At 51.4% G+C, this 21,263-nt stretch carries 12 protein-coding genes and 2 riboswitches; of the genes, 8 read left to right on the top strand and 4 right to left on the bottom strand.

Annotated elements, in window-relative coordinates; all coding sequences use genetic code 11:
• The first annotated feature begins 1 nt into the window (after window position 1).
• Window positions 2-1,453 carry an alanine/glycine:cation symporter family protein gene (locus tag ACFWUL_RS10800; protein ID WP_416177292.1) on the top strand — a complete coding sequence of 484 codons (1,452 nt, stop codon included), beginning with the start codon at window positions 2-4 and terminating at the stop codon, window positions 1,451-1,453.
• Between the two features lie 688 nt (window positions 1,454-2,141).
• Here ACFWUL_RS10800 and ACFWUL_RS10805 read toward each other — a convergent pair.
• The 4 genes from ACFWUL_RS10805 to ACFWUL_RS10820 all read right to left on the bottom strand — a co-directional run bounded on the left by ACFWUL_RS10805 (window position 2,142) and on the right by ACFWUL_RS10820 (window position 7,201).
• Complete coding sequence (locus tag ACFWUL_RS10805; RefSeq protein WP_416177293.1) at window positions 2,142-3,503, bottom strand: threonine/serine ThrE exporter family protein; 1,362 nt, start codon at window positions 3,501-3,503, stop codon at window positions 2,142-2,144.
• A 294-nt stretch (window positions 3,504-3,797) separates the two neighbouring features.
• A complete protein-coding gene (locus ACFWUL_RS10810) occupies window positions 3,798-4,673 on the bottom strand; it encodes a hypothetical protein (RefSeq protein ID WP_416177294.1) in 876 nt (291 codons plus the stop codon).
• A 477-nt stretch (window positions 4,674-5,150) separates the two neighbouring features.
• Complete coding sequence (locus tag ACFWUL_RS10815; protein ID WP_416177295.1) at window positions 5,151-5,864, bottom strand: hypothetical protein; 714 nt, start codon at window positions 5,862-5,864, stop codon at window positions 5,151-5,153.
• 116 nt (window positions 5,865-5,980) lie between these two features.
• Window positions 5,981-7,201, bottom strand: a complete 1,221-nt coding sequence (locus ACFWUL_RS10820; protein ID WP_416176758.1) for an ISAzo13 family transposase — start codon at window positions 7,199-7,201, stop codon at window positions 5,981-5,983.
• Between the two features lie 1,328 nt (window positions 7,202-8,529).
• A riboswitch (glycine riboswitch) is annotated at window positions 8,530-8,633 on the top strand.
• A 115-nt stretch (window positions 8,634-8,748) separates the two neighbouring features.
• On the opposite strand from ACFWUL_RS10820, the gene ACFWUL_RS10825 reads away from it, so the two are divergent.
• From ACFWUL_RS10825 to ACFWUL_RS10855, 7 genes are all read left to right on the top strand, one after another.
• Window positions 8,749-10,200 (top strand): alanine/glycine:cation symporter family protein, encoded by a 1,452-nt coding sequence (locus ACFWUL_RS10825; RefSeq protein ID WP_416177296.1) that lies wholly within the window; start codon window positions 8,749-8,751, stop codon window positions 10,198-10,200.
• 984 nt (window positions 10,201-11,184) lie between these two features.
• Entirely contained in the window at window positions 11,185-12,381 is a 1,197-nt protein-coding gene (locus ACFWUL_RS10830) for a dicarboxylate/amino acid:cation symporter (RefSeq protein WP_416177297.1), read from the top strand.
• Window positions 12,382-12,557: 176 nt separating this feature from the next.
• A riboswitch (glycine riboswitch) is annotated at window positions 12,558-12,662 on the top strand.
• Between the two features lie 397 nt (window positions 12,663-13,059).
• Window positions 13,060-14,451, top strand: coding sequence for an alanine/glycine:cation symporter family protein (locus ACFWUL_RS10835; RefSeq protein WP_416177298.1), 1,392 nt, complete (start codon window positions 13,060-13,062; stop codon window positions 14,449-14,451).
• Window positions 14,452-14,919: 468 nt separating this feature from the next.
• Window positions 14,920-15,372 carry a DUF1934 domain-containing protein gene (locus tag ACFWUL_RS10840; protein ID WP_416177299.1) on the top strand — a complete coding sequence of 151 codons (453 nt, stop codon included), beginning with the start codon at window positions 14,920-14,922 and terminating at the stop codon, window positions 15,370-15,372.
• The gene (gene argS / locus ACFWUL_RS10845; protein ID WP_297023535.1) at window positions 15,351-17,018 is read left to right on the top strand and encodes an arginine--tRNA ligase; all 1,668 of its coding nucleotides are present in this window, start codon (window positions 15,351-15,353) and stop codon (window positions 17,016-17,018) included. The genes ACFWUL_RS10840 and argS overlap by 22 nt, the downstream gene beginning before the upstream one ends.
• Before the next feature lie 304 nt (window positions 17,019-17,322).
• A complete protein-coding gene (locus ACFWUL_RS10850; RefSeq protein WP_297016716.1) occupies window positions 17,323-18,939 on the top strand; it encodes a CTP synthase in 1,617 nt (538 codons plus the stop codon).
• A 1,027-nt stretch (window positions 18,940-19,966) separates the two neighbouring features.
• Window positions 19,967-21,241 (top strand): hypothetical protein, encoded by a 1,275-nt coding sequence (locus ACFWUL_RS10855; RefSeq protein WP_416177300.1) that lies wholly within the window; start codon window positions 19,967-19,969, stop codon window positions 21,239-21,241.
• Window positions 21,242-21,263 lie beyond the last annotated feature (22 nt).

Consider the following 21,263-nt stretch of genomic DNA (forward strand, 5'->3'; position numbering starts at 1 on the left):
TATGGACATGGCTGCAATCAACTCGCTAGTCAATACAATTGACGGCATAGTCTGGGGCCCGGTAATGCTGGTGCTCCTCGTCGGTACCGGTGTGTACCTTACCTGTTTATTGAAATTCCAGACCTGGCGGAACCTGCCTTATGCAATCCACAGTGTTCTTTCTAAAGAAGCCCGCACCACAAAGAGAGGCAAGGGCGATGTTTCTCCATTCTCCGCACTGATGACAGCCCTGGCTGCTACCATCGGTACCGGCAATATCGTCGGCGTAGCTACGGCTATGTTCTCCGGCGGCCCCGGCGCCCTGGTATGGATGTGGATTTCCGCATGCTTCGGTCTCACCACAAAATTCTCCGAATGCATGCTCTCTATTAAATACCGTGAAGTCAATGCAAAGGGTGAAATGAAGGGCGGCCCCATGTTCACCATGAAGAACGGCTTCAAGAATAAAACGGCCGGCCGTACACTGGGCTTCCTCTTCGCACTGTTCGCTGTCATCGCTTCCTTCGGTATCGGCAACATGACCCAGGCAAACTCCATTTCCGGAGCCGTACAGACAGTCTTCGGTGTACCCCTTGAAGTCTGCGGCGTCATTCTTACCATCCTGTCCCTGATCATCATCGTTGGTGGTATCAAGACAATTTCCAAAGTTTCCTCTGTTGTTGTTCCTGGCATGGCGGTATTCTATATCATTGCTGGTGTCATCTGCATTCTTCTCAATATCCAGAACGTACCCCATGGCCTGTACCTGATTTTCATGATGGCCTTCGATCCGCAGGCTGTTGGCGGCGGCGTACTTGGTACCATCACAGTTTCCGTCATGAACTCCATGCGTTACGGCGTTGCCCGTGGCTGCTTCTCCAATGAAGCAGGCCTTGGCTCTGCAGCTATCACCGCTGCCGCTGCTACCACCGATGATCCGGTCCGTCAGGGCTATATCAATATGACCGGTACCTTCTGGGATACCATCGTTGTCTGCACCATCACCGGTCTGACCATCGCTTCCTCCGGTGTCCTTGGCACCACAGATGCTGCCGGCACCCCTCTGAAAGGCATCGCCCTCACCATGGCTGCCTTCTCTTCCAACATCGGTGTCATCGGTACTTATATCGTAGCCATCGGTATCATCCTCTTCGCTTTCTCCACCATCCTCGGTTGGGAATATCACGGTGAAAAAGCATGGGAATACCTCTTCGGCACCCATAAGTACAATATGGTTTACAGAGTTGTATTCTCCCTGGTTGTTTATGTAGGCGCTACCCAGACCCTGGATCTGGTGTGGAACCTTTCCGATATTGCCAATGCACTCATGGCAATTCCAAACCTCGTTTCCCTGCTGGTGCTCTCTCCTGTCATCAAGGAAGAAGTCGTCCGTTTCCAGGGCGTCCTTGCTAAGGAAAAAGCTGAAAAGGCAGCTCTCGCTGCTAAAGAAGAAGGAGTCAAAGCTCATATCTGAAAACCCCTTCCCGGCTGGGACATGATGAACCTTGAAGGTTCACCTCCATATCGTTGTCCCCCCTCACTTCTTCGGAAGTGAGAAACAACCCCTATCCTGCTCCTCTGAATTCCGGCAGGATAGGGGATTTTTTTGCGTATGAAACGGATGAATCGAGAAAAAGGCTGAAAGATATAAAAGTTAGGAGTGAGAAGTGAGGAGTGAGGAGTGGTGGAGGCGGCGCACAATTCATATAGCGCCGCAATTTATATAATAATCCGACCTCCTCCATCTATGGGGGGGAGGTGGCACCGAAGGCGACGGAGGGTGTTCGTTAAAGTGGCACCACCGGTATGTATTGAAAGAAATTATGAAAGCTAAAGATTTCCTGCATGAAACATACCTATCTTTCCTCACAGGGCAGGTGTTGGCGGTTATTTTCATAAAGGTACAAACATGAGTGTCTGATAATACCCCAGCATGCAGGCCCTTGGAGAAGGGCCGCACCAAAGGTGCAGGATGGATTGTTGGGTGGATGCGGCAAAAGCCGCGGAACCTGTCTGAAGTCTGCCGTCTGGATGTCTGACGTCCTGGCTGCTAGAAGCTAAAAGCTGGCAGCTCCATGCCAGTGCTTCTATCCATCATCATGCCAACCTGCGGCTCTGCCGCGGAACCTCAATTCTCAAAACTCAAATCTCAATTCTATCATTTACCCCCTCGTGCTGGCCCGGTCCAGGTCCGCTGCGTCTTTGGCATCTGCCTTATCTTCGCCCCGCCGCTCCAGGAGGCGCTGGAGATTCTTTCTCCGGGACCGTTCGATATACTGGTGGGCGATGGCATCGGGGAGCGTGGCGCCCAGGGAAATACCCAGGAGGATGAGCATGGCCTCTACGCCGGTCTGAAAGGCCGTGAGGAGCTCATCCATACTGGCATGGCTGATATCGATGATGGCAAAGAGGAAGCGGTACAGCAGTACCCCGGGAATCAGGGGGATAATGGCAGGAATGGTGACCACGAAAACCGGGGCATGGAAGAAGCGGGAGGAGGAGAAATAGAAAATGGAGAGCACCGCTGCACCGAAGAAGGAAGCACTGGCCATGCCCATATTGAATTTCACCATGAGAATATCCCTGGTATCCACAGTCAGTATGGCGCCAAGGCAGGCGGCGATAATATACCGCTTCGGCACATTGAACATGACCGAAAATCCGAAAGCCGCCATGGCTGCCGCCAGGGCCTGGGCCATGTACAGGGATTCCGGGGCGATAGGGACGGCGGTGAAACTGGGAACGTCAGTGATGCCTACGGCTCCGGCGATGCCAAAGGTCATGGCCAGCATGATGAGGATGGTATGGGTGAGCCGGGTCATGCCGGAGGTGAGGTAGTTATTCAGGAAATCGTCCACACTGTTAATCAGGGGGACCCCCGGTATGAGAGTCAGGGCACAGGCCACGATGGGAAGGAAGGGGTTAATGGCCCCCGGCAGGTACATGGTGAGGTAAGCCATGAGGGTAGCGGAAAAAGCGGAGGCCGCAATAGTGATGTACCCGTTGATTTCCAGCTTTGTGCAGACAAATTTTACAAGTGCCCCCAATATGGCGGCCAGCAGGGTATAGAGGGCCTCCACGGCGTGGCCGCCGAAAATGAGGCAGAAAGAAGCGGAAGCGAGGCCGATGGCAAGGATTACCATCCACTCCGGATAAATGCGGTTTCCGAAATTGTGACGGATATAGTCCAGGTGCTGCCTGAATGTATCATAGGAATCATTCTTGTACAGTGCTTCCCAGCTGGCTTCGCTGGTCTGGAGGATGGTGGTCATATTCACGCCGTGGCGGTAGCACTTGCGGAACATGGTATGGGTCTTTTTCCCATCGTCCACGTTGATCATGATGGTGGAGTAGGTAATATGGATCTGCACGTCCTCCCAGTAAATGCCAAGGCACGCAGCAGCCCGGAGCATGTCCCGGACGATGCGCTTGCTGCCGGCACCGCTTTCCATCATAAGCTGGCCGGTGTCCAGGATGAGTTTCATCTTGTCCCGGATGGAAAGGGAAGAATTGGATATTGACATGGATAGGACCTTCTTATGGATAAATAAAGAATTGAGATTTGAGAATTGAGAGTTGAGAGTTGAGGTTCAGCGGCTTTGCCGCAGGGGGATGCTGACGGATAGAGGCGTTTGTGCGGGGGCTTCTAGCTCTTAGCTGTTAGCTGCCAGGAAAGATCAATAGCCTACGACATGGAAAACAGTTGGATATACCTGATGGATAAGCGCCGCAGGCTGGCCGGCACAAGGCCCCGGCTGTATGGCCAATTTCCCGTCCAATTCAAAAGGCGGGCAGCAGCCCGCCTTTTTCCCGGTTCCTTAAAATTTGGAATTCTGTATGAATTCGATATATTCCTTATAATGCCGGGCCATTTCATAATCATGGAGCGGGAAACATTCGGTGATCCAGCGGATGAGGAGCCAGAGACAGCCGAAAAATACGAGGAACTGGAGAATCCGGTGAACCAGGGAATAGGATTTTCCGGACACCCGGATCCATTTCGGATCCAGGTGGTAAGCACTGTTGTAAATCCATTTGGCATAGAGCACCACGAAAAGTACCTGGCCCGCCGCCATGGCAAGAAGCCGGGGGACACCGATGTGGTGGAGCAGGATCCGGTGAAACCATTTCATAGGATCCATGAGGGCGAAGAAGATTTCCCGGGCGCTCATCATGATGCCCAGAAATTCATAGTGCGTAATAAAGACAAAAGCGGTGAAGGAGAAGAAGCAGACCACACAAAGGCAGATGAGGGTGGCCAGTTTTCTTCCCACATAAACCCGGCAGATCACGTTCATAATAAAGAAGATGAGGAGCAGGGAATCGATGGAAGTGAGAAAATAGGGGCTCAGGTGATTGAAGGTGGGATCCTTCATACCGTTCAGCGCATGAATCAGGACATAAGGAAAGATGAGAATCCATGAAAAGAAAGGAATGTACCCAATCCGCCAGAAAGGGTGGAGCAGGCTTTTCCTTGTCATGAGCTGGGTAAAGAAAAGAAGGAGGAAACATTCTCCCATGTTCCGGCCGAAACGGTACCATTTAAAAAGCCCGGAGACCCCGAGAAAATCATACCAGCCGGTAACCAGTGCGAGCAGCACAAAGGCGCTGAGGAAATAGATGAAAATTTCCTTCAGTGAAATGTCCGCCCACCAGTCTGTGAGCTTTTCCTTTTCCTGCTCTAAGAACAGCATGGTATCCTCTCCTACATAATACTTCACTCTAAGTATAAAAGGATACCGGACTTCGGGCAAGAGGGGACTTTGGCAAGGCAAGATGCAGGGAAGTGAGGAGAGAGAAGAAAGTAGTGAGGAGTTAGGAGTGAGGAGGGAGGAGTGGTGGTAGCGGCGCATAATTCATATAGCGCCGCAAATTTTAGATATAGTTTATCACTTGTATTGCGTATTATAGTTTGCTGGAAAAGGGTAAAAATATATTCCTTACCTGTTTTACGAAAATTTCCTTCATAAAAGTGAAACCGGAAATAAGCCGGAATAAAAATACTTTCAGAAAGCGTCAGTAAAGTAAATTTAAAAATGGCGGCGCTTTTAAACTTTGTGCGCCGCCACCTTCACTCCTCACTCCTCACTCCTCACTCCTCACTCCTCACTCCTCACTCCTCACTCCTCACTCCTAACTCCTAACTAAAAAAGACTGCGAAAGCAGTCTTTTCAGGCAAAGTGGTCATACAGTTTTCTCACAGACTCGATATCCTTCATCCGAAAGGGGGAGAGGAAATGGGTCATGGAACCGATGATGCGGTGGCGGGAGAGGAACCGGCGGGCTTCTTCTATGGTTTCTTTGCCGCCATTCTCGAAGTATCCCCGTTCCAGGGCTTCGATGCGCCCCTTTTCCTCATCAAAATTTTCCCGGTAAATCCCCTGGAGGAGAAGCAGGAAATCTACGGCTCTCTGTTCTTCCGGTGACTTTACGTACAGCCGGTTTTCCCAGTCCAGAAATGTAAGTTTCCCGTCCCGGCAGGTGATATCCCGAAGCGCCGGGCGGCCGTGGATGATGCCGTCCCTGTGGAGGGCAGCCAGGGCAGCGCCGGTCTGCTCCAGGATATCCTCTTTTTCTTCTTCGCTCCGCCTGGAGGTGAGAATATTCTTCAACGTAGGGCCGCCATCCAGGGTGACCATGTAGGAAGGCTCCAGCAGCACGATCTTCGGCACCAGCTCCGGGTGTTTCTCACCGGCAATGGTAATCCGGGCGATTTCATAATAAAATTCCTTTTCCACCGAATATTTGACCAGCTGGTTCCGTCCGTTCCCCAGTTTTCGCTTGATCCAGTATTTCTCTCCGTCCATGGAAAAATCAAGGATCCGGCGGCTCGGATTTTCACGAATCACCGCTTCCGCCAGGCGCTGGGTTTTGTATTCATCCATATGTCTGACCTCATAGAAGATATATATAATAAAACCGTTTATCTTTTATTTAACCTATTGTAACAGAAACGTAAAAACTATGTAAGGGGGACGAATAGGATCTGTGCATTATTAAGCTATTCATATGATGGCCTGATGACATAATTCCAATCAGGATGAAATTCATTTCTTAGCAGATTAATGCCAGCAAATTCCTTGTCAGAAACTTTAGTGCCTTTAGGGTAGACTGCGGTATCCGCTTTACACCGAACCACAAGCCCATTATCGGTAGTTGTTGAAGCGATCAGATTAACGATAATTTCAAGCGTTTCCAAAGGACGGCCTCGCCAGTTCTTTGTAATTTGGCTGAATAGTCGATGCTCTATTTTATTCCATTTGGATGTTCCGGGCGGGAAGTGGCAGACTTCGATTTCAAGGCCACTTTCATCAGCAAATTTTTGCAGCTCAAATTTCCAAAGCCGGCTATGGCTTCCATTGCTTCCACCACCATCTGCCGTAATTAACAGACGGGTTGCTTCAGGATATCGTGGTTTACCCATCTCATCCCACCAGGAGCGGATCGAATTCACTGCGAACTGCGCAGTATCTGAGCCTACTCCCACATTCACAAACCCTTCATTGGCTGCAATATCGTAAACGCCGTAAGGAGCAGCTTTTCCCTTGTCAGGAAGAGGAAAGTCATGGTCAAGAACGTTTACCGGATTTCCTTTTTTGGCATATTCGGCTCCGCTATTTTTGAAATTTCCAATGTTTTCCTTTTTCTTACAGTCTATGGAAATAACAGGAAACCCGTTTTCCATGTATTCTTCAGCAGTTTCGTTGATGTGCCGGAACTGTGCGTCCCTGTCTGGGTGCTGACTTCCAACCTGGTTCATTTTTTGATTGATTTGGAGGCTGTAACCCATATCTTTCAAGAGGTATCCGATTTTACGATATTTAATCTTATAACCACGGGCATTCATTTCCGCTTCGAGGTTACGCAGGCTCTTTGTCGTCCAACGCAAAGGTCCTTGGGGATCTCCAAAAGTGGAATTTTCCATAAGGCTTTCAAGTGCTTCTATAATTCCCGGCTGAGTAACCTCTATGGGCTTACGACCGCCGCCTTCCCTTCGGATACGAGGGGAAGGTGCATCTTGAGATAAATAGGGATGTTCAGAATTCAGATCTTTTATGCCATTCGTTATGGTTACCCGGGATACGCCAGTGGCTTTGCTGATAGCAGTAATTCCACCGTGGCCGAGTGCTTCGGCTTCAGAGGCCAGATATACTCGTTTCTGCGCCTCGTTAAGCAGTGGAAGCATCTTATTGATTTTATCTACAGGGACTTCTTTAACCATGCTGATTTCCTCCTTGGCATCAGCATAGCATTTTTTACACTTTTAATCAATTAAAATGTAAATATTGTTTGTTCACAATTCCATAGTATAGGGAGTCCTATTTTGAACGCAAAAGTTTTGGGCTTTAGTTAGGAATGAGGAGTTAGGAATGAGGAGTGATGGTGCGGCGCACAAATTATATAGCGCCGCGAATTTTATATAAATTACAGTTTTTCTGGCGTATGGATAGAGTCACGAGCTTTGAGCATTTAGCCTTGGGCCTTGAGCTGGATAGCCTGCGGCAAAAAGGAAGAATTGAGATTTGAGGTAAGAGAATTGAGGTTCCGCCGCTTCGCGGCTATCCATCCCCCGGCCTTTGGCCGTCCCCCTTCTCCAAGGGGGAACGCTTTTTATGGATAGCATCACTCTGCTGGAAACGTCAGACGGTCAGACTTCAAATGTCAGACTCCTTAAGCCGCTTTGCGGCGGATTTGCATGCTGATGGATAAAGTCACCGGCATGGGGCTGTTAGCTTCTAGTGATGCATCTCAATCACATTTGGGATAATGGTTAATGTTGGAGAAAGAAGAATCAGTACTGTTGTATACCGATTTTAAATACTGCAGACTCTGAATCTAACTCGTCATCTCGAGCGGTGGTAAGCGCCGTGATGATATAATATATAAAAATAGAATGTGAGATAGAGTCGAGAGATCTCCCAGATAGATGCCTCTGACGGTCTTACAACGCTAAGCACGGTAAAAAAAGCCCTGTATTCCCGAAAGCAAGAAAGATTTCGGGGCTCATCGTAGCTGTAGCGATTTTTACCTGTACAATCATTTTGCATGCTACCACCGCTCGAAATGACGTTATGGGGGAGCTTCCACTTGCGAATCTATTACTAAGTTATCATATAATTAAGCTATCATTAGCACAAATGTGACTGAGACAAGGCACTAGTAGCTAAAAGCTAACAGCTCTGTGCTGATGACTCTACACACGAACAGGCAGATCTGCGGCGCAGCCGCGGGACCTCAAATCTCAAATCTCAACTCTCAAATCTTAGCCGCGAAGCGGCTGATTCCTCCCATCTATGCGTAAAATGGATAAAAAACGAGGAAACCCATGAAAAACAGATATAAATGGAAATATTGCATTTTTCTGACGACAGTGTATAATTTGATTAAATCACCTTTCCAAGGGAATTCAGACAAATCGGAAGTGATGGAGAAACGTATGGGAAACCATACCATACCGGTGGATGATGTATGCTGAAAAATGACAGTCAAAGGGCTGTCTGCCGAAGGAGTAACACTATCAGGCGTTCAGGAGAACACGAAACTGCATACGGACACAACTCTGGAGAGTCCCATTCAATTGGGAGCCGAAGGTGTAAAGGGATTTCACCCGTAGAAATCTCGAATCTCTCAGGCAAAAGGACAGGGCTGGCACATGGGTAACTCCCGTGTTTTCTGTTACAAGTAAACGCCAGCATCAGTCCTATTAAGGCTGAGTGCGGCGGTTTTTTGTTTATAAGAACAATTACGGGAAACAAGGGGGACATGATTATGGACATGGCGGCAATCAATCAACTTGTAGGTACCATTGACGGGTTCGTATGGGGACCTGTCATGCTTTGCCTTCTCGTAGGCACGGGCATTTATATGACCGTGAGCCTTCATTTTCTGACCTGGCGGAACCTGCCTTACGCACTGAAGAGCGTCTTCTGCCACGATTCCCGGACCACTTCCAAAGGAAGCGGCGACGTATCTCCGTTCTCGGCCCTCATGACGGCCCTGGCTGCTACCATCGGTACCGGTAATATCGTAGGCGTGGCTACGGCCATGTTTGCCGGCGGTCCCGGTGCCCTGGTATGGATGTGGCTGTCCGCCTGCTTCGGACTGTCCACGAAATTCTCCGAATGCATGCTGGGCTTCAAGTATCGTGAAGTAAACGCCAAGGGCGAAATGAAGGGCGGCCCCATGTTCACCATGAAGAACGGCTTCAAGAACCATAAAGCCGGCGTCGTCATGGGCACACTCTTCGCTTTCTTCGCTGTCATTGCCTCCTTCGGTATCGGCAATATGACCCAGGCGAACTCCATCAGCACCGCCATCAATACCACATTCGGCGTATCGAACACCGTGGTAGGCGCCGTACTCACCGTTATGACCCTGGCAGTCATCGTAGGCGGCATTACCTCTATTTCCAAAGTTTCTTCCGTTGTCGTTCCGGGCATGGCTGCTTTCTATATCCTCGCCGGCCTGGCCTGCATTGCGATTAACTACGAAAACATTCCTCACGGCCTGTACCTCATTATTATGATGGCTTTTGATCCCTCCGCTGTAGAAGGCGGCGTGGTAGGTACCATCACCGTTTCCGTTATGAATGCAGTCCGCTTCGGCGTAGCCCGCGGCTGCTTCTCCAACGAAGCAGGCCTCGGTTCTGCAGCCATTTCTGCAGCCGCTTCCACCACGGACCGTCCGGCCCGTCAGGGTTACATTTCCATGACCGGTACCTTCATCGATACCATCATCGTATGCTCCATCACCGGTCTCACTATTGCGTCTTCCGGCGTTCTCGGCACCATGGGCGCTGACGGCAAGCCTTTGACCGGCGTAGGTCTCACCATGGCAGCCTTCTCCACCCATCTGGGAGCCCTGGGCACCTACATCGTTTCCATCGGCATCATTCTCTTCGCCTATTCCACCATCCTCGGCTGGGAATACAACGGTGAAAAAGCCTGGGAATACCTCTGGGGCACCCATAAGTACAACATCATTTACCGGGTAGTCTTCTCCCTGGTGGTCTTCGTCGGCGCCACCCAGACTCTGGACCTGGTATGGAACCTCTCCGATATTGCAAACGCCCTCATGGCTATCCCGAACCTGATTTCCATCCTCGTTCTCTCCCCGGTTATTAAAGAAGAAGTCTTCTCCTTCCAGAAAGTGATCCAGAAGGAAAAAGCAGCAAAAAAAGCAGTGGCTGCAGAAACTGCTGACGATTCTGCAAGAATCTGATTCCCCTTACCTGAAACGGCATCCTCCGGGATGCCGTTTTTGAGTGGGGAAAATATAGTACCAATATGGGTGATAAGCTTGCGGCTATTAATGAGGAGTTAGGAGTGAGGAATGAGGAGTGGTGGTGCGGCGCACAGATTATAGGGCGCCGCATTTTAATATAAATTACAGTCTTGCATGCTTACGGATAAGTCATAAACATTGAGCCTTCAGCCTTGGGTCTTGAGGTGGTAATAATTGCAGGTAGGGCTTCCCCCATAACGTCATTTCGAGCGGTGGCAGCATGCAAAGTGATTGTGTAGTTAAAATCGCTACAGCTGCGATGAGCCCCGAAATCTTTCTTGCGTTCGGGAATAGAGGGGGGACCGCAGTCAGTGTCGTAAAACCGTCAGAGATACTTATCTGAGGGATCTCGGGGCTCTATCTCACATTCGATTTTTATGTTTTTCATCATTATGGTGCTTACCACCGGAGGAAGCGTGTCACTGGATTCTCAGTCGCCTGCGGCTCCCTGTGAATCCAGTTCCCTTGCCACCGCTCGAGATGACATGGTGAGATTAGAGTTTATTGTGTTTAATTCCGGTGGGTTGTCAAACTGGCACACTAATGTCCATGTCAGTCATTAACACAAATATGTTTGAGATAAGATACCGGTAGCTTTCAATTGACAGGCCCCATGGGAGTGACTCCAGCCGTAATCATCCCAAACCGCTATCCCCGGGCCTCAGGACCAGAACCTCAACTCTCTTCACTCAACTCTCAACTCTTTCTTTTTGCCGCGAAGCGGCAGCTTCATCTATTGATAACCAAAATAAACCATTTCCATGAATTATAATTCAGATGTTATGCATACCATAATTTATTGATTATTTGATTTTGATATATATAGAATTGCATGGATACTTTAACAAATCTATTGGTTATTTAATATGAATATACTATAATAAAATAAACACTCAGGTGTATTTCAAGGGAGGGCAAGATATGAATCTGTCTGTACAAATTTTTCTTTCCCTGGTTCTGTCCGTTGTTGTAGGACTGATCCTGGGAGACGGGGCGGCGGCTCCGGTAAAAATGTGGATCGCCCCTATCGGCTCCATCTTTATTAACCTCATCAAAATGATGATTGTCCCCGTCGTCTTCTGTTCCCTGGTGGTAGGCATGACCTCCATGGGGGATATGAAGAAACTGGGACGCATCGGGATTAAGACCCTGTGCCTCTACATGGTGACCACGGCCATTGCCATTATCATCGGCTTTGCGGTGGCCGGCTTCATCCATCCCGGTATCGGCATGGCCCTGCCCATGGATGCGGCGGCGCCGAAGGTCAAAGAAGCGCCCAGCATTATGCAGGTCTTTGTGAATATGGTTCCTTCGAATCCCATTGCTTCCATGGCGAAGGCGGACATCCTGCCGGTTATCATCTTTGCCCTGTTCTGGGGCGCCGGCATCATTGCGGTCGGCGGGAAGCGGGCGGAAATCCAGATTTCCTTCTTTGATTCCTGTGCCGAAGTCTGCTACAAGATCATCGGCATGGTCATGAAGACGGCCCCCATCGGCGTGTTCTGCCTCCTCCTTCCGGTGGTGGTCCAGAATGGTCCGAAGGTGCTCCTGCCCCTTCTTTCGGTCATCGTCTGCATGGCCATCGGCAGCGTAATCCATGCGGTCTGTGTCTATTCTTCCCTGGCCGGCGTATCCGCCCATATGAGCCCCATCACCTTCTTCCGGGGCATGTCGGAAGCCATGGCCATCGCTTTTACCACCTGCAGCTCCGCCGGTACCCTTCCGGTAAACATGCAGAACGTACAGTCCAAACTGGGAGTGAAGCGGGATATTGCTTCCTTCGTACTGCCCCTGGGCGCCACCATCAATATGGATGGCACCGCCCTGTACATGGGCATCTGCTCCCTGTTCATTGCTAATGTCTTCGGTATCGACCTCACGGCCCACCAGATGATGATGATCGTGCTCACCGGTACCCTGGCATCCATCGGCACCGCCGGCGTCCCCGGCGCAGGCCTCATCATGCTGGCCATGGTGCTCCAGTCCGTCGGTCTTCCCATGGAAGGGCTGGCCCTGGTAGCGGGCATCGACAGAGTGCTCGATATGTTCCGTACCTGCCTCAATATTACCGGCGATGCCGCTGTGGCAGTTACCGTGAATGCTACGGAAAAGGATTAATGAGTATACACTTTTTATCATAAACTAATCAAAAAGAGGGATTGTTTCTTTCAAAAGGTTAGTTTATAATAGCCTTAACTTCATAAGTGGATGATGCATGCGGAAAAAGGCCGGTAACATGGGCCTGCCGAAGGAGTAACACTATCAGGCGTTCGAAAGGACACGAAACTGCATGCGGACAGAACTCTGGAGAGCCCCGGGCCGTTCCCGGGCGCCGAAGGTGCACAGGCAGGGGATTTCCCCGGCTGTAATCTCTCAGGCAAAAGGACAGAGCCGAGCGGTGATTGAAATCAATGACCGCCGGCTCTGTTTTGTTTTCCTGAGCCGGCGGTTTTTTGGTGGGTAAAGGAAGGACGTCTTTCCTGTCCCGGTTCCAGGGAATGGCTGATGGCTGGAAATCTAGGGAAGCGCTGATTAATTCGCAGAGTCAGATTTCATAAGGAATTTTATGCACTGCTTCGTCATAACTCTCCTTAAATATCTCGCTATTCGCGTCGAGTTATTCCTCGCATTGCATAAAATTCCAAGAATGAAATCTGATAACGATTTAATCAGTGCTTCCCTGGCAGCTGCATCAGTGATTCCCTGGCAGCCAGGACCATGGCTGTCTTTCCGATACCACCTGGTAGAGGATCTTTTGGGGAGTAAAAAGATCCGGGTAAGATGGGAGGAATGTATATGTTAGTAGATGTATTGAACCAGATCGACAGTATCGTGTGGGGCCCATGGCTCCTGATCCTGCTGGTGGGGACCGGCGTATTCCTGTCCTGCCGGCTGGGATTCCTGCAGGTCATGAAGCTTCCACGGGCATTGAAGCTCATATTCTTCGCCCGGAATAAGGGGGACGGGGACATTGATTCCTTCAAAGCCCTCTGCACCGCCCTGGCGGCGACTGTAGGCACCGGCAACATCGTCGGCGTGGCCACGGCCATCAAGCTTGGCGGCCCGGGCGCCCTGTTCTGGATGTGGCTGGCCGCATTCTTCGGCATGGCCACCAAGTTTTCCGAAGGCTGCCTGGCCGTGAAATTCCGGCAGGTAGATGCCGACGGAAACATTGCCGGCGGCCCTATGTACTACATTGAAATGGGGCTCGGCAAGAAATGGAAACCCCTGGCCATTGCCTTTGCCCTCTTCGGCATTATGACCGCCATGCTGGGCAGCGGCACCACCACCCAGATGAACGCCATCACCGCTTCCATCAATGCGGGCTTTGGTGTATCCACCTACATTACCTGTGCCATCATCACCATCCTCGTGGCCATCATTACCTTCGGCGGACTCCAGTCCATTTCCAAGACCGCTTCCAAAATCGTGCCGGCCATGGCAGTGATCTACTTCGTGGTAACCGTCATTTTCCTGGGCATGAATGCATCGGAACTGCCCCATGCCATTTCTGAAGTCATCACCGGTGCTTTCAACGGCACCGCTGCAGCCGGCGGATTTGCAGGAGCCGGGCTCATGCTTACCATCCGGAGCGGTATCGCCCGGGGCCTCTATTCCAATGAATCCGGCCTGGGGTCTGCACCGATCGTGGCGGCCGCAGCAAAGACCAAGTGGCCTGCAGAACAGGGACTGATTTCCATGACCGGTACCTTCATCGATACCATCATCATCTGCACACTCACCGGTCTCACCATCATCGTATCCGGTGTATGGACGGGCACCACAAACGGTGCGGAAATGACACAGGCTGCCTTCGCCACCAGCTATGGAAGCCTGGCACCCTTCATTCTCACCATTTCCCTTACCCTCTTTGCTTTCACCACCATCATCGGCTGGAACTATTACGGTGAACGGTGCTGGGAATACCTCTTCGGGACAAAGACCATTCCCATTTACCGTATCGGCTATATTATTGTCCTGGCTTCTGCGGTTTTCCTCAAACTGGAAGCCATCTGGGCCCTGGCGGATATCGTGAACGGCCTCATGGCTATCCCGAACCTCATTGCCCTCCTGGGCCTGTCCGGCGTCATCGTGGCGGAGACGAAGAAGTACTTCAACCACCTCTCTATCCGGGATGCCAAGCTGAAAGCCTACAAAGCCCGGAGACTGGCATCGAAGGCCAAGTAAGTGCATACTGTATATATAGTAAAAATAAATAAAGAGAGCCATCTGAAAAAGGTGGCTCTTTTGTTTATGGAATTCAGCGGTTTGGGCGCTGACGGGTAGAGTCATTGGTGCGGGGGCTGCTAGCCGCCAGCTATTAGCTGTTAGGAAAGCTGGCCAGCCTACGGCATGGGATCATGTTGGAAATATCGAAAGTCGGGAGCTCCGTGCAAGTGGCTCTGACCGTCATCATGCAAAAGCGCCGCAGGCGGATCATCTTTCCTGGCAGCTAACAGCTAGCAGCTAGCTGCCCCATGCCGGTGACTCTATCCATCAGCATGCTGTCATCATACTATCCCACTATTTCCTTGCCCCTTCCTTCTTTTCCGTGCTATAATTAACAGTATTGTATTTTCATGGATTTCCTCAAAAGACTGGGGAATTTCTATGATATAATGAGAGAAGTAATTAAGAAAGCGGGGAGGCGATGGGTTGGAAAAACATGTCATTATCAATGTGACCTCGCTGCAGCGGGACGAGAACGGGAAGGACGAGAAAATCTCCCTGGAAACTCCGGGACTCTACGGAGAAGAGGGGGATATGAAGTACGTCACCTACCGGGAAACGAAGCTGGCCGGCATGGAAGGCACCACCACCACCCTTCGCATGTACGGAGACCATGTGAACCTGATCCGGGAAGGCAAATTCCTGCAGAACCAGGAATATCGGATGGGGGAGCGGTCCATATCGAACTATGAGACCCCCATGGGCACCCTGAAGGTCATTGTGATGACCAGGGAAATCGAGAATTCCATCACCGCCGGGAAGGGGCGCATGCGCCTGTCCTACGATGTGGAACTGGAAGGTCTCTTTACCCATTTGAATGAAATTATTGTAGATGTGCGGGAGGATCCGGAGTATTCATGGAAGTCAGAGAAGAACTGAAAGAAATCATTGAAAAAGCAAAGGACGCAGCCGTTGCAGCCGGCGAACTGCCGGAAGGCGACTACGCTCCTGTACAGCGGCTGGAAGTGCCGAAGGAAAAAGAATTCGGCGACTATTCCACCAATGCCGCCATGCAGTGGGCAAGGACGGCCCATAAAGCACCCCGGCAGATTGCAGCGGCCGTGGTGAAACATATCGATACCCCCCTGGTGACCCGCATGGATATTGCAGGCGCCGGATTTATCAATTTCTTCCTGGCCCGGGATACGGTGTACCAGGAACTGAAGAATATCCTGGCCGCCGGTCCTTCCTACGGAGACCTTCCGAAGGATAAGAAAGACCGGTTCCTGGTGGAATACGTATCCGCCAACCCCACGGGGCCCCTCCACATCGGCCACGCCCGGGGGGCAGCCTACGGTTCTGCCCTGGTGAACCTGCTCCGGGCAGCGGGATATGACGTTTATTCCGAATACTACGTGAACGATGCGGGCAACCAGATCGACCACCTGGCAGAATCCATCAATGCCCGGTATCTCCAGCTCAATGGTATCGATGCAGAAATTCCGGAAGACGGCTACCATGGCCAGGACATCATCGACACCGCCCGGCACATCCTGGAAAGGGACGGCAAGAAATACCTGGACATGGATGAAAAGGAACGGCTTTCCATTTTCAAGGAACTGGGACTCAAAGAAAAGCTGGCAGCCCTGAAGAAGGACCTCCACGACTTCAACGTGGATTTCGATAACTGGTTCTCTGAAAAATCCCTGTACCCCGACCAGGCAAAGGCAGCCCTTAAGGTGCTGAAGGACGAAGATAACCTGTACGAAAAGGATGGCGCCCTGTGGCTACGGACCACGAAGAACGGGGACGACAAGGACCGGGTAGTGATCCGGACCAACGGCGTGCCCACCTACTTCTGTTCCGATATTGCCTACGTGGGCAATAAGATCCGCCGAGGCTACAACAAGCTCATCGATATCTGGGGCGCCGACCACCACGGATACATTATCCGCCTGAAGACAGCCATGAAATTCCTGGGCTACAACCCCGATGACTTCGAAGTCATGCTTCTCCAGATGGTGACCCTCCTCCGGGACGGACAGCCGGTGAAGATGTCCAAGCGTACCGGCCAGGCCGTGACACTCCGGGAGCTCATGGACGAAGTAGGCACCGATGCAGCCCGTTACTTCTTCTGCGCCAGGACCCTGGATTCCCAGATGGACTTCGATATCGACCTGGCAAAGAAACATTCCAATGAAAATCCTGTATACTACATCCAGTATGCCAATGCCCGTATCCACAGCCTGTTCCGCCAGGCAAAGGAAGCCGGCGTAGCATGGGATGGAAAGTTTGAACATACCGATTTCACAGCCCTGAAAGAAGAATGCGAACTGGACCTCATCAAGAAGATGGAAAACTACCACCAGCTCGTAGCCGGAGCTGCTGCGGAAAGGGCACCCCAGCGCATTGCGAAATATGCCTATGAACTGGCAGCCCTGTTCCACCATTTCTACAGGGAATGCCGGATCCTCGGCGTGGGGGACAACCTCACCCAGGCGCGGCTGGGCCTCATTACGGCAGTACAGTACATCCTGGTCCATGCCCTCACCATCCTCGGTATCTCCGCACCGGAACACATGTGAAACCAGCTGCTCCGGCGGTATGGAAATATCACACAATCAATTAGTGGGGAGTTAGGAGGGAGGAGTTAGGAGTGGTGGTATGCCGCATCAATTCATATAGCGGCATGAATTTTGATAAATTCTTCTTTTTTGAAGAATTTAAAAGCTATTTAGGCAGTATTGGAGTGAGAATAGTATATTTGCGGCGCTATATGAATTGTGCGCCGCACCATCACTCCTCACTCCTCACTCCTGACTATCTTTACACCGTATATTAGAGAGTTTCTTCTGTCATCTTTCATCATCCATTTCATAAGGAGGTCCCATGACTAAATACATCTTCGTAACCGGCGGCGTTGTTTCTTCCCTGGGCAAGGGCATCACAGCCGCATCCCTCGGAAGACTTCTGAAGAACAGGGGATACAAAGTCACCATCCAGAAATTTGACCCGTACATTAATATCGACCCCGGCACCATGAGTCCTTACCAGCACGGTGAAGTTTTCGTCACCGACGACGGCGCGGAAACGGATCTGGACCTTGGCCATTATGAACGGTTCATCGATGAAAACCTGTCCAAGGCTTCCAACGTGACCACCGGCAAGATTTACCAGTCCGTCATCAATAAGGAAAGAAAGGGTGAATACCTGGGCTCCACCATCCAGGTCATTCCCCATATTACCAATGAAATCAAGGACCGGGTCCTCCGGGTAGGCCGCAACGACAATGCGGACATCGTGATCACCGAAATCGGCGGCACCGTAGGGGATATCGAATCCCTGCCCTTCCTGGAAGCCATCCGCCAGGTGAAGAAAGACGTACCGAACCGGAATGACGTACTCTATATCCACGTCACCCTGGTGCCCTACATCGAAGCAGCGGACGAACTGAAATCCAAGCCCACCCAGCACTCCGTCAAGGAACTCCGTTCCATTGGTATCCAACCGGACATCATCGTATGCCGTACGGTGAAAGCCCTGCCGGATGACATGAAGAGAAAAATCGCCCTCTTCTGCGATGTGGAACCGGAAGCAGTCATCAATAACCTCACCGCCAGAAGCATTTACGAAGTGCCCCTCCTCCTCCAGGAAGAAGGCCTCGACCGTATCGCCCTGGAAAAACTGGGCCTCGACGACAGCCCCTGCGACATGAAGGACTGGAAAGCCATGGTGAACCGTATCCTGTCTGCTGACAAGGAAGTGGACATCGCCCTGGTAGGCAAGTACGTGGAACTTCACGACGCTTACCTCTCCGTAGTAGAAGCCCTGTCCCATGCGGGCTACGCCTTTGGCACAAAGGTAAAAATCCACTGGATCAATTCGGAAGTCCTGGAAGAAGAAAAACCGGACCTCCGGGAAGTCTTCAAAGGCATCGACGGCATCGTCGTACCGGGAGGCTTCGGCTACCGGGGCGTGGAAGGCAAGATCGACACCATCCGCTACGCCCGGACCAACGGCATCCCCTTCCTGGGACTTTGCCTGGGCATGCAGTGCGCGGTCATCGAATTTGCCCGTGACGTATGCGGCATGAAAGACGCAAACTCCACAGAATTTGATGAAGAAACACCGTACCCCGTAATCGACCTCATGCCTGACCAGGAAGATGTCACCGAAAAAGGCGGCACCATGCGCCTTGGCATTTACCCCTGCAAACTGGCAGAAGGCTCCAAAGCCCGGGAGCTCTACGGCGGACAGGAAATCGTATACGAACGGCATCGCCATAGATACGAAGTATCCAACGCCCTCCGTCCGGAACTGGAAAAAGCAGGACTCTCCATCTGCGGCACCAGCCCCGATGGCCGCCTCGTAGAAACCATCGAACTGAAGGACCATCCCTACTTCGAAGCCACCCAGGCCCATCCGGAATTCAAGAGCCGCCCGAACCGCCCCCATCCCCTCTTCGTGGGACTGGTGAAAGCAGCCATTGAACACCATAAAGGATAAGAACAATAAAAAAAGCACCGCTCCGGCGGTGCTTTTTTGCTGGGAATTTGACGGATAGAGTCATTTTCGTCGGGGGCTGTTAGCTTCTAGCTTCTGGCAGCCAGGAAAGCTCTACCGCCTGCGGCATGAATGGCTGACAAAAATATGGCGGGAAGCGACGCAGGCTGGTCCTCTTTCCTGAAAGCTGGCTGCTAGAAACTAACAGCCCCATGCTAGTGACTCTATTCATCAAAAGCGTTCCCCCTTGGAGAAGGGGGACGGCCAAAGGCCGGGGGATGGATAGCCGCGAAGCGGCTTAAGAAGTCTGATATCAGAAGTCTGACCGTCTGGCGCCTCCAGCAGAGTGACACTATCCATCAAAAGCGTTCCCCCTTGGAGATGAATGTCCTGCATAGGACATTCAAGTTTGGCATAAATAAGGCGCTTAGCCTGCCCATTAAGGCGCCTTCCTTTTAAGCCAAACGGCGACGGCCAAAGGCCGGGGGATGGATAGCCGCGAAGCGGCATAAGGAGTCTGGCATCAGAAGTCTGACCGTCTGACGTCTCCAGCAAAGTGACGCTATCCATCAAAAGCGTTCCCCCTTGGAGATGAATGTCCTTCGGCCGGGCTTTAAGGTGCTCGCTTAGTGTGCATAAACATATTCATAGGAACATGGAATATTTCAGTATTGCGAGTTGTTGATGGTTAGAGTTCTTTTGGTTTAAATGCGGGTACGGTCAAAGTGGCTAAAGTGGCTGAAGTGACTAAAGGGGAACGGGCTTCGCCCGAGGGGGTGGCGCGGCGCACAAAATTTGGAAGCGCCGCAGATTATATATTTTGCGGCTTTGCCGCTGATTACAAAACTCGCGGCGCTATATAATTTGTGCGCCGCCACATCCACTCCTCACTCCTCACTCCTCACTCCTGGCTGCCGGCAGGAAATATTTTCTGTTCAACTGGTGAGCCTCTATCCAACCCACTGCCTCCCCTTTCTGGTGTATAATAAAAGAAATTTCCTTTCATTTTCCTCGAAGGAAGGTGACCTTCATGCATGATGAACAGATGGGAGAGCAGAAAGTACAGATTGCCCGGCTCCTGCTTGACCGCATGAGCCGCCGGTTCTATCCACTGGCCTGCCAGAGCTTTGCGGTCCATGGCAGCACCGTGGACGGGGCCCTGTTTGCCCTTTTCCGGAAGAAGGGACTTCCCTTTGCGGAAAACAGGAAGGTCCGGAACAGCATCGTCCGGAAGTACGTCCATTTCCGGCTGGAACTGGCATCGACGGTGGTGAAAGAAGACAGCCGGCAGTCCCCCTTCCTGGAAAGTACCATGAAGGATAACCTGGATTTTGATATTACCCGGTCCTTCAGCGAGGAATTCGACGGAGTGCGGAAGGCGCTCCTGCCCTTTAAACCACCTTTTACTATGACCGGAGCCGAAGTGATTCCTCTCCTTACCCTCCTTTCCGGGGAAACCGGCACGAACCTGTCTTCCCTGGCCGATGATTTCACGGAAGAAACGAAGGGGTACCTGGAAATGGTAAAAGACGAAAGCCTTCGGTTCATGGAAGCCCTTTCTTTCTGCGATTCCCGGTTCCATGACAGGACGAAGACAAAGATTCCTTTCCTCCTGGAACAGTGCATCTGCGAGAACCTGGGCATGGAGCAGGGAGGCCTCGTGACGGAAAGCGCCCAGATCCTTATGCCCCTTACGGAAGTCACTCCTTTCATTGCCAGAAAAGAGATGACCCCCGGCGGTGCCCGGTTCTTCTACCATTACCTCCTGTTTCGGGCCATCATGGTGTCCTTCTTTGCGTCCTACATGTGGCAGGACAGGAAACTGAAGGATGATGTATACCGGGGTATCATGCGGAGCCGGCCCATGGTGCGGCTCATCCGGGCGGGGAAGGCCATCCATTTCCTCCGGGAGGAGGATCTCCCCCTGTCCCAGCGGCTGTACCTGAAAATGCACATGTTCATGCGGCAGTGGGCCATATTCGATCCGAAAAATAAAAAGGCCTGGTACCGGTACTATCCGAATTTCACCAGCTACATCACAGACCGCATGGCGGAGGAAGGATTCGAAGACCGGATCAATGGTCTCCTCGATGAATTCTGCCACACCGATGGCTTCGTCCTGTCGGAACGGGACCGGAATTTCCTTATCCAGGAGACCGAGGCCTTCATCAATACGTCCTGCCGTACCATGTATTTCGCTTACGGCATAGGCTTCCGGAAGCCCGAAGACTTCATCGCTTCCCAGTGGAAGGACCATACAAAGAATCCCCTGCTGAAAGGAATGAAGAAGATTTTTGGGCTGTAAAGTGTTTGAGCCTATGGTCCAA

The organism is Dialister sp. (genome assembly GCF_047832375.1).
Lineage (GTDB): Bacteria > Bacillota > Negativicutes > Veillonellales > Dialisteraceae > Dialister.

Bases quoted from the DNA above. Each gene is read 5' to 3' on its own strand.
- ACFWUL_RS10800 (WP_416177292.1), top strand. From the start codon at position 2: ATGGACATGGCTGCAATCAACTCGCTAGTCAATACAATTGACGGCATA.
- ACFWUL_RS10805 (WP_416177293.1), bottom strand. From the start codon at position 3,503: ATGTCAATATCCAATTCTTCCCTTTCCATCCGGGACAAGATGAAACTC.
- ACFWUL_RS10810 (WP_416177294.1), bottom strand. From the start codon at position 4,673: ATGCTGTTCTTAGAGCAGGAAAAGGAAAAGCTCACAGACTGGTGGGCG.
- ACFWUL_RS10815 (WP_416177295.1), bottom strand. From the start codon at position 5,864: ATGGATGAATACAAAACCCAGCGCCTGGCGGAAGCGGTGATTCGTGAA.
- ACFWUL_RS10820 (WP_416176758.1), bottom strand. From the start codon at position 7,201: ATGGTTAAAGAAGTCCCTGTAGATAAAATCAATAAGATGCTTCCACTG.
- ACFWUL_RS10825 (WP_416177296.1), top strand. From the start codon at position 8,749: ATGGACATGGCGGCAATCAATCAACTTGTAGGTACCATTGACGGGTTC.
- ACFWUL_RS10830 (WP_416177297.1), top strand. From the start codon at position 11,185: ATGAATCTGTCTGTACAAATTTTTCTTTCCCTGGTTCTGTCCGTTGTT.
- ACFWUL_RS10835 (WP_416177298.1), top strand. From the start codon at position 13,060: ATGTTAGTAGATGTATTGAACCAGATCGACAGTATCGTGTGGGGCCCA.
- argS (WP_297023535.1), top strand. From the start codon at position 15,351: ATGGAAGTCAGAGAAGAACTGAAAGAAATCATTGAAAAAGCAAAGGAC.
- ACFWUL_RS10850 (WP_297016716.1), top strand. From the start codon at position 17,323: ATGACTAAATACATCTTCGTAACCGGCGGCGTTGTTTCTTCCCTGGGC.
- ACFWUL_RS10855 (WP_416177300.1), top strand. From the start codon at position 19,967: ATGCATGATGAACAGATGGGAGAGCAGAAAGTACAGATTGCCCGGCTC.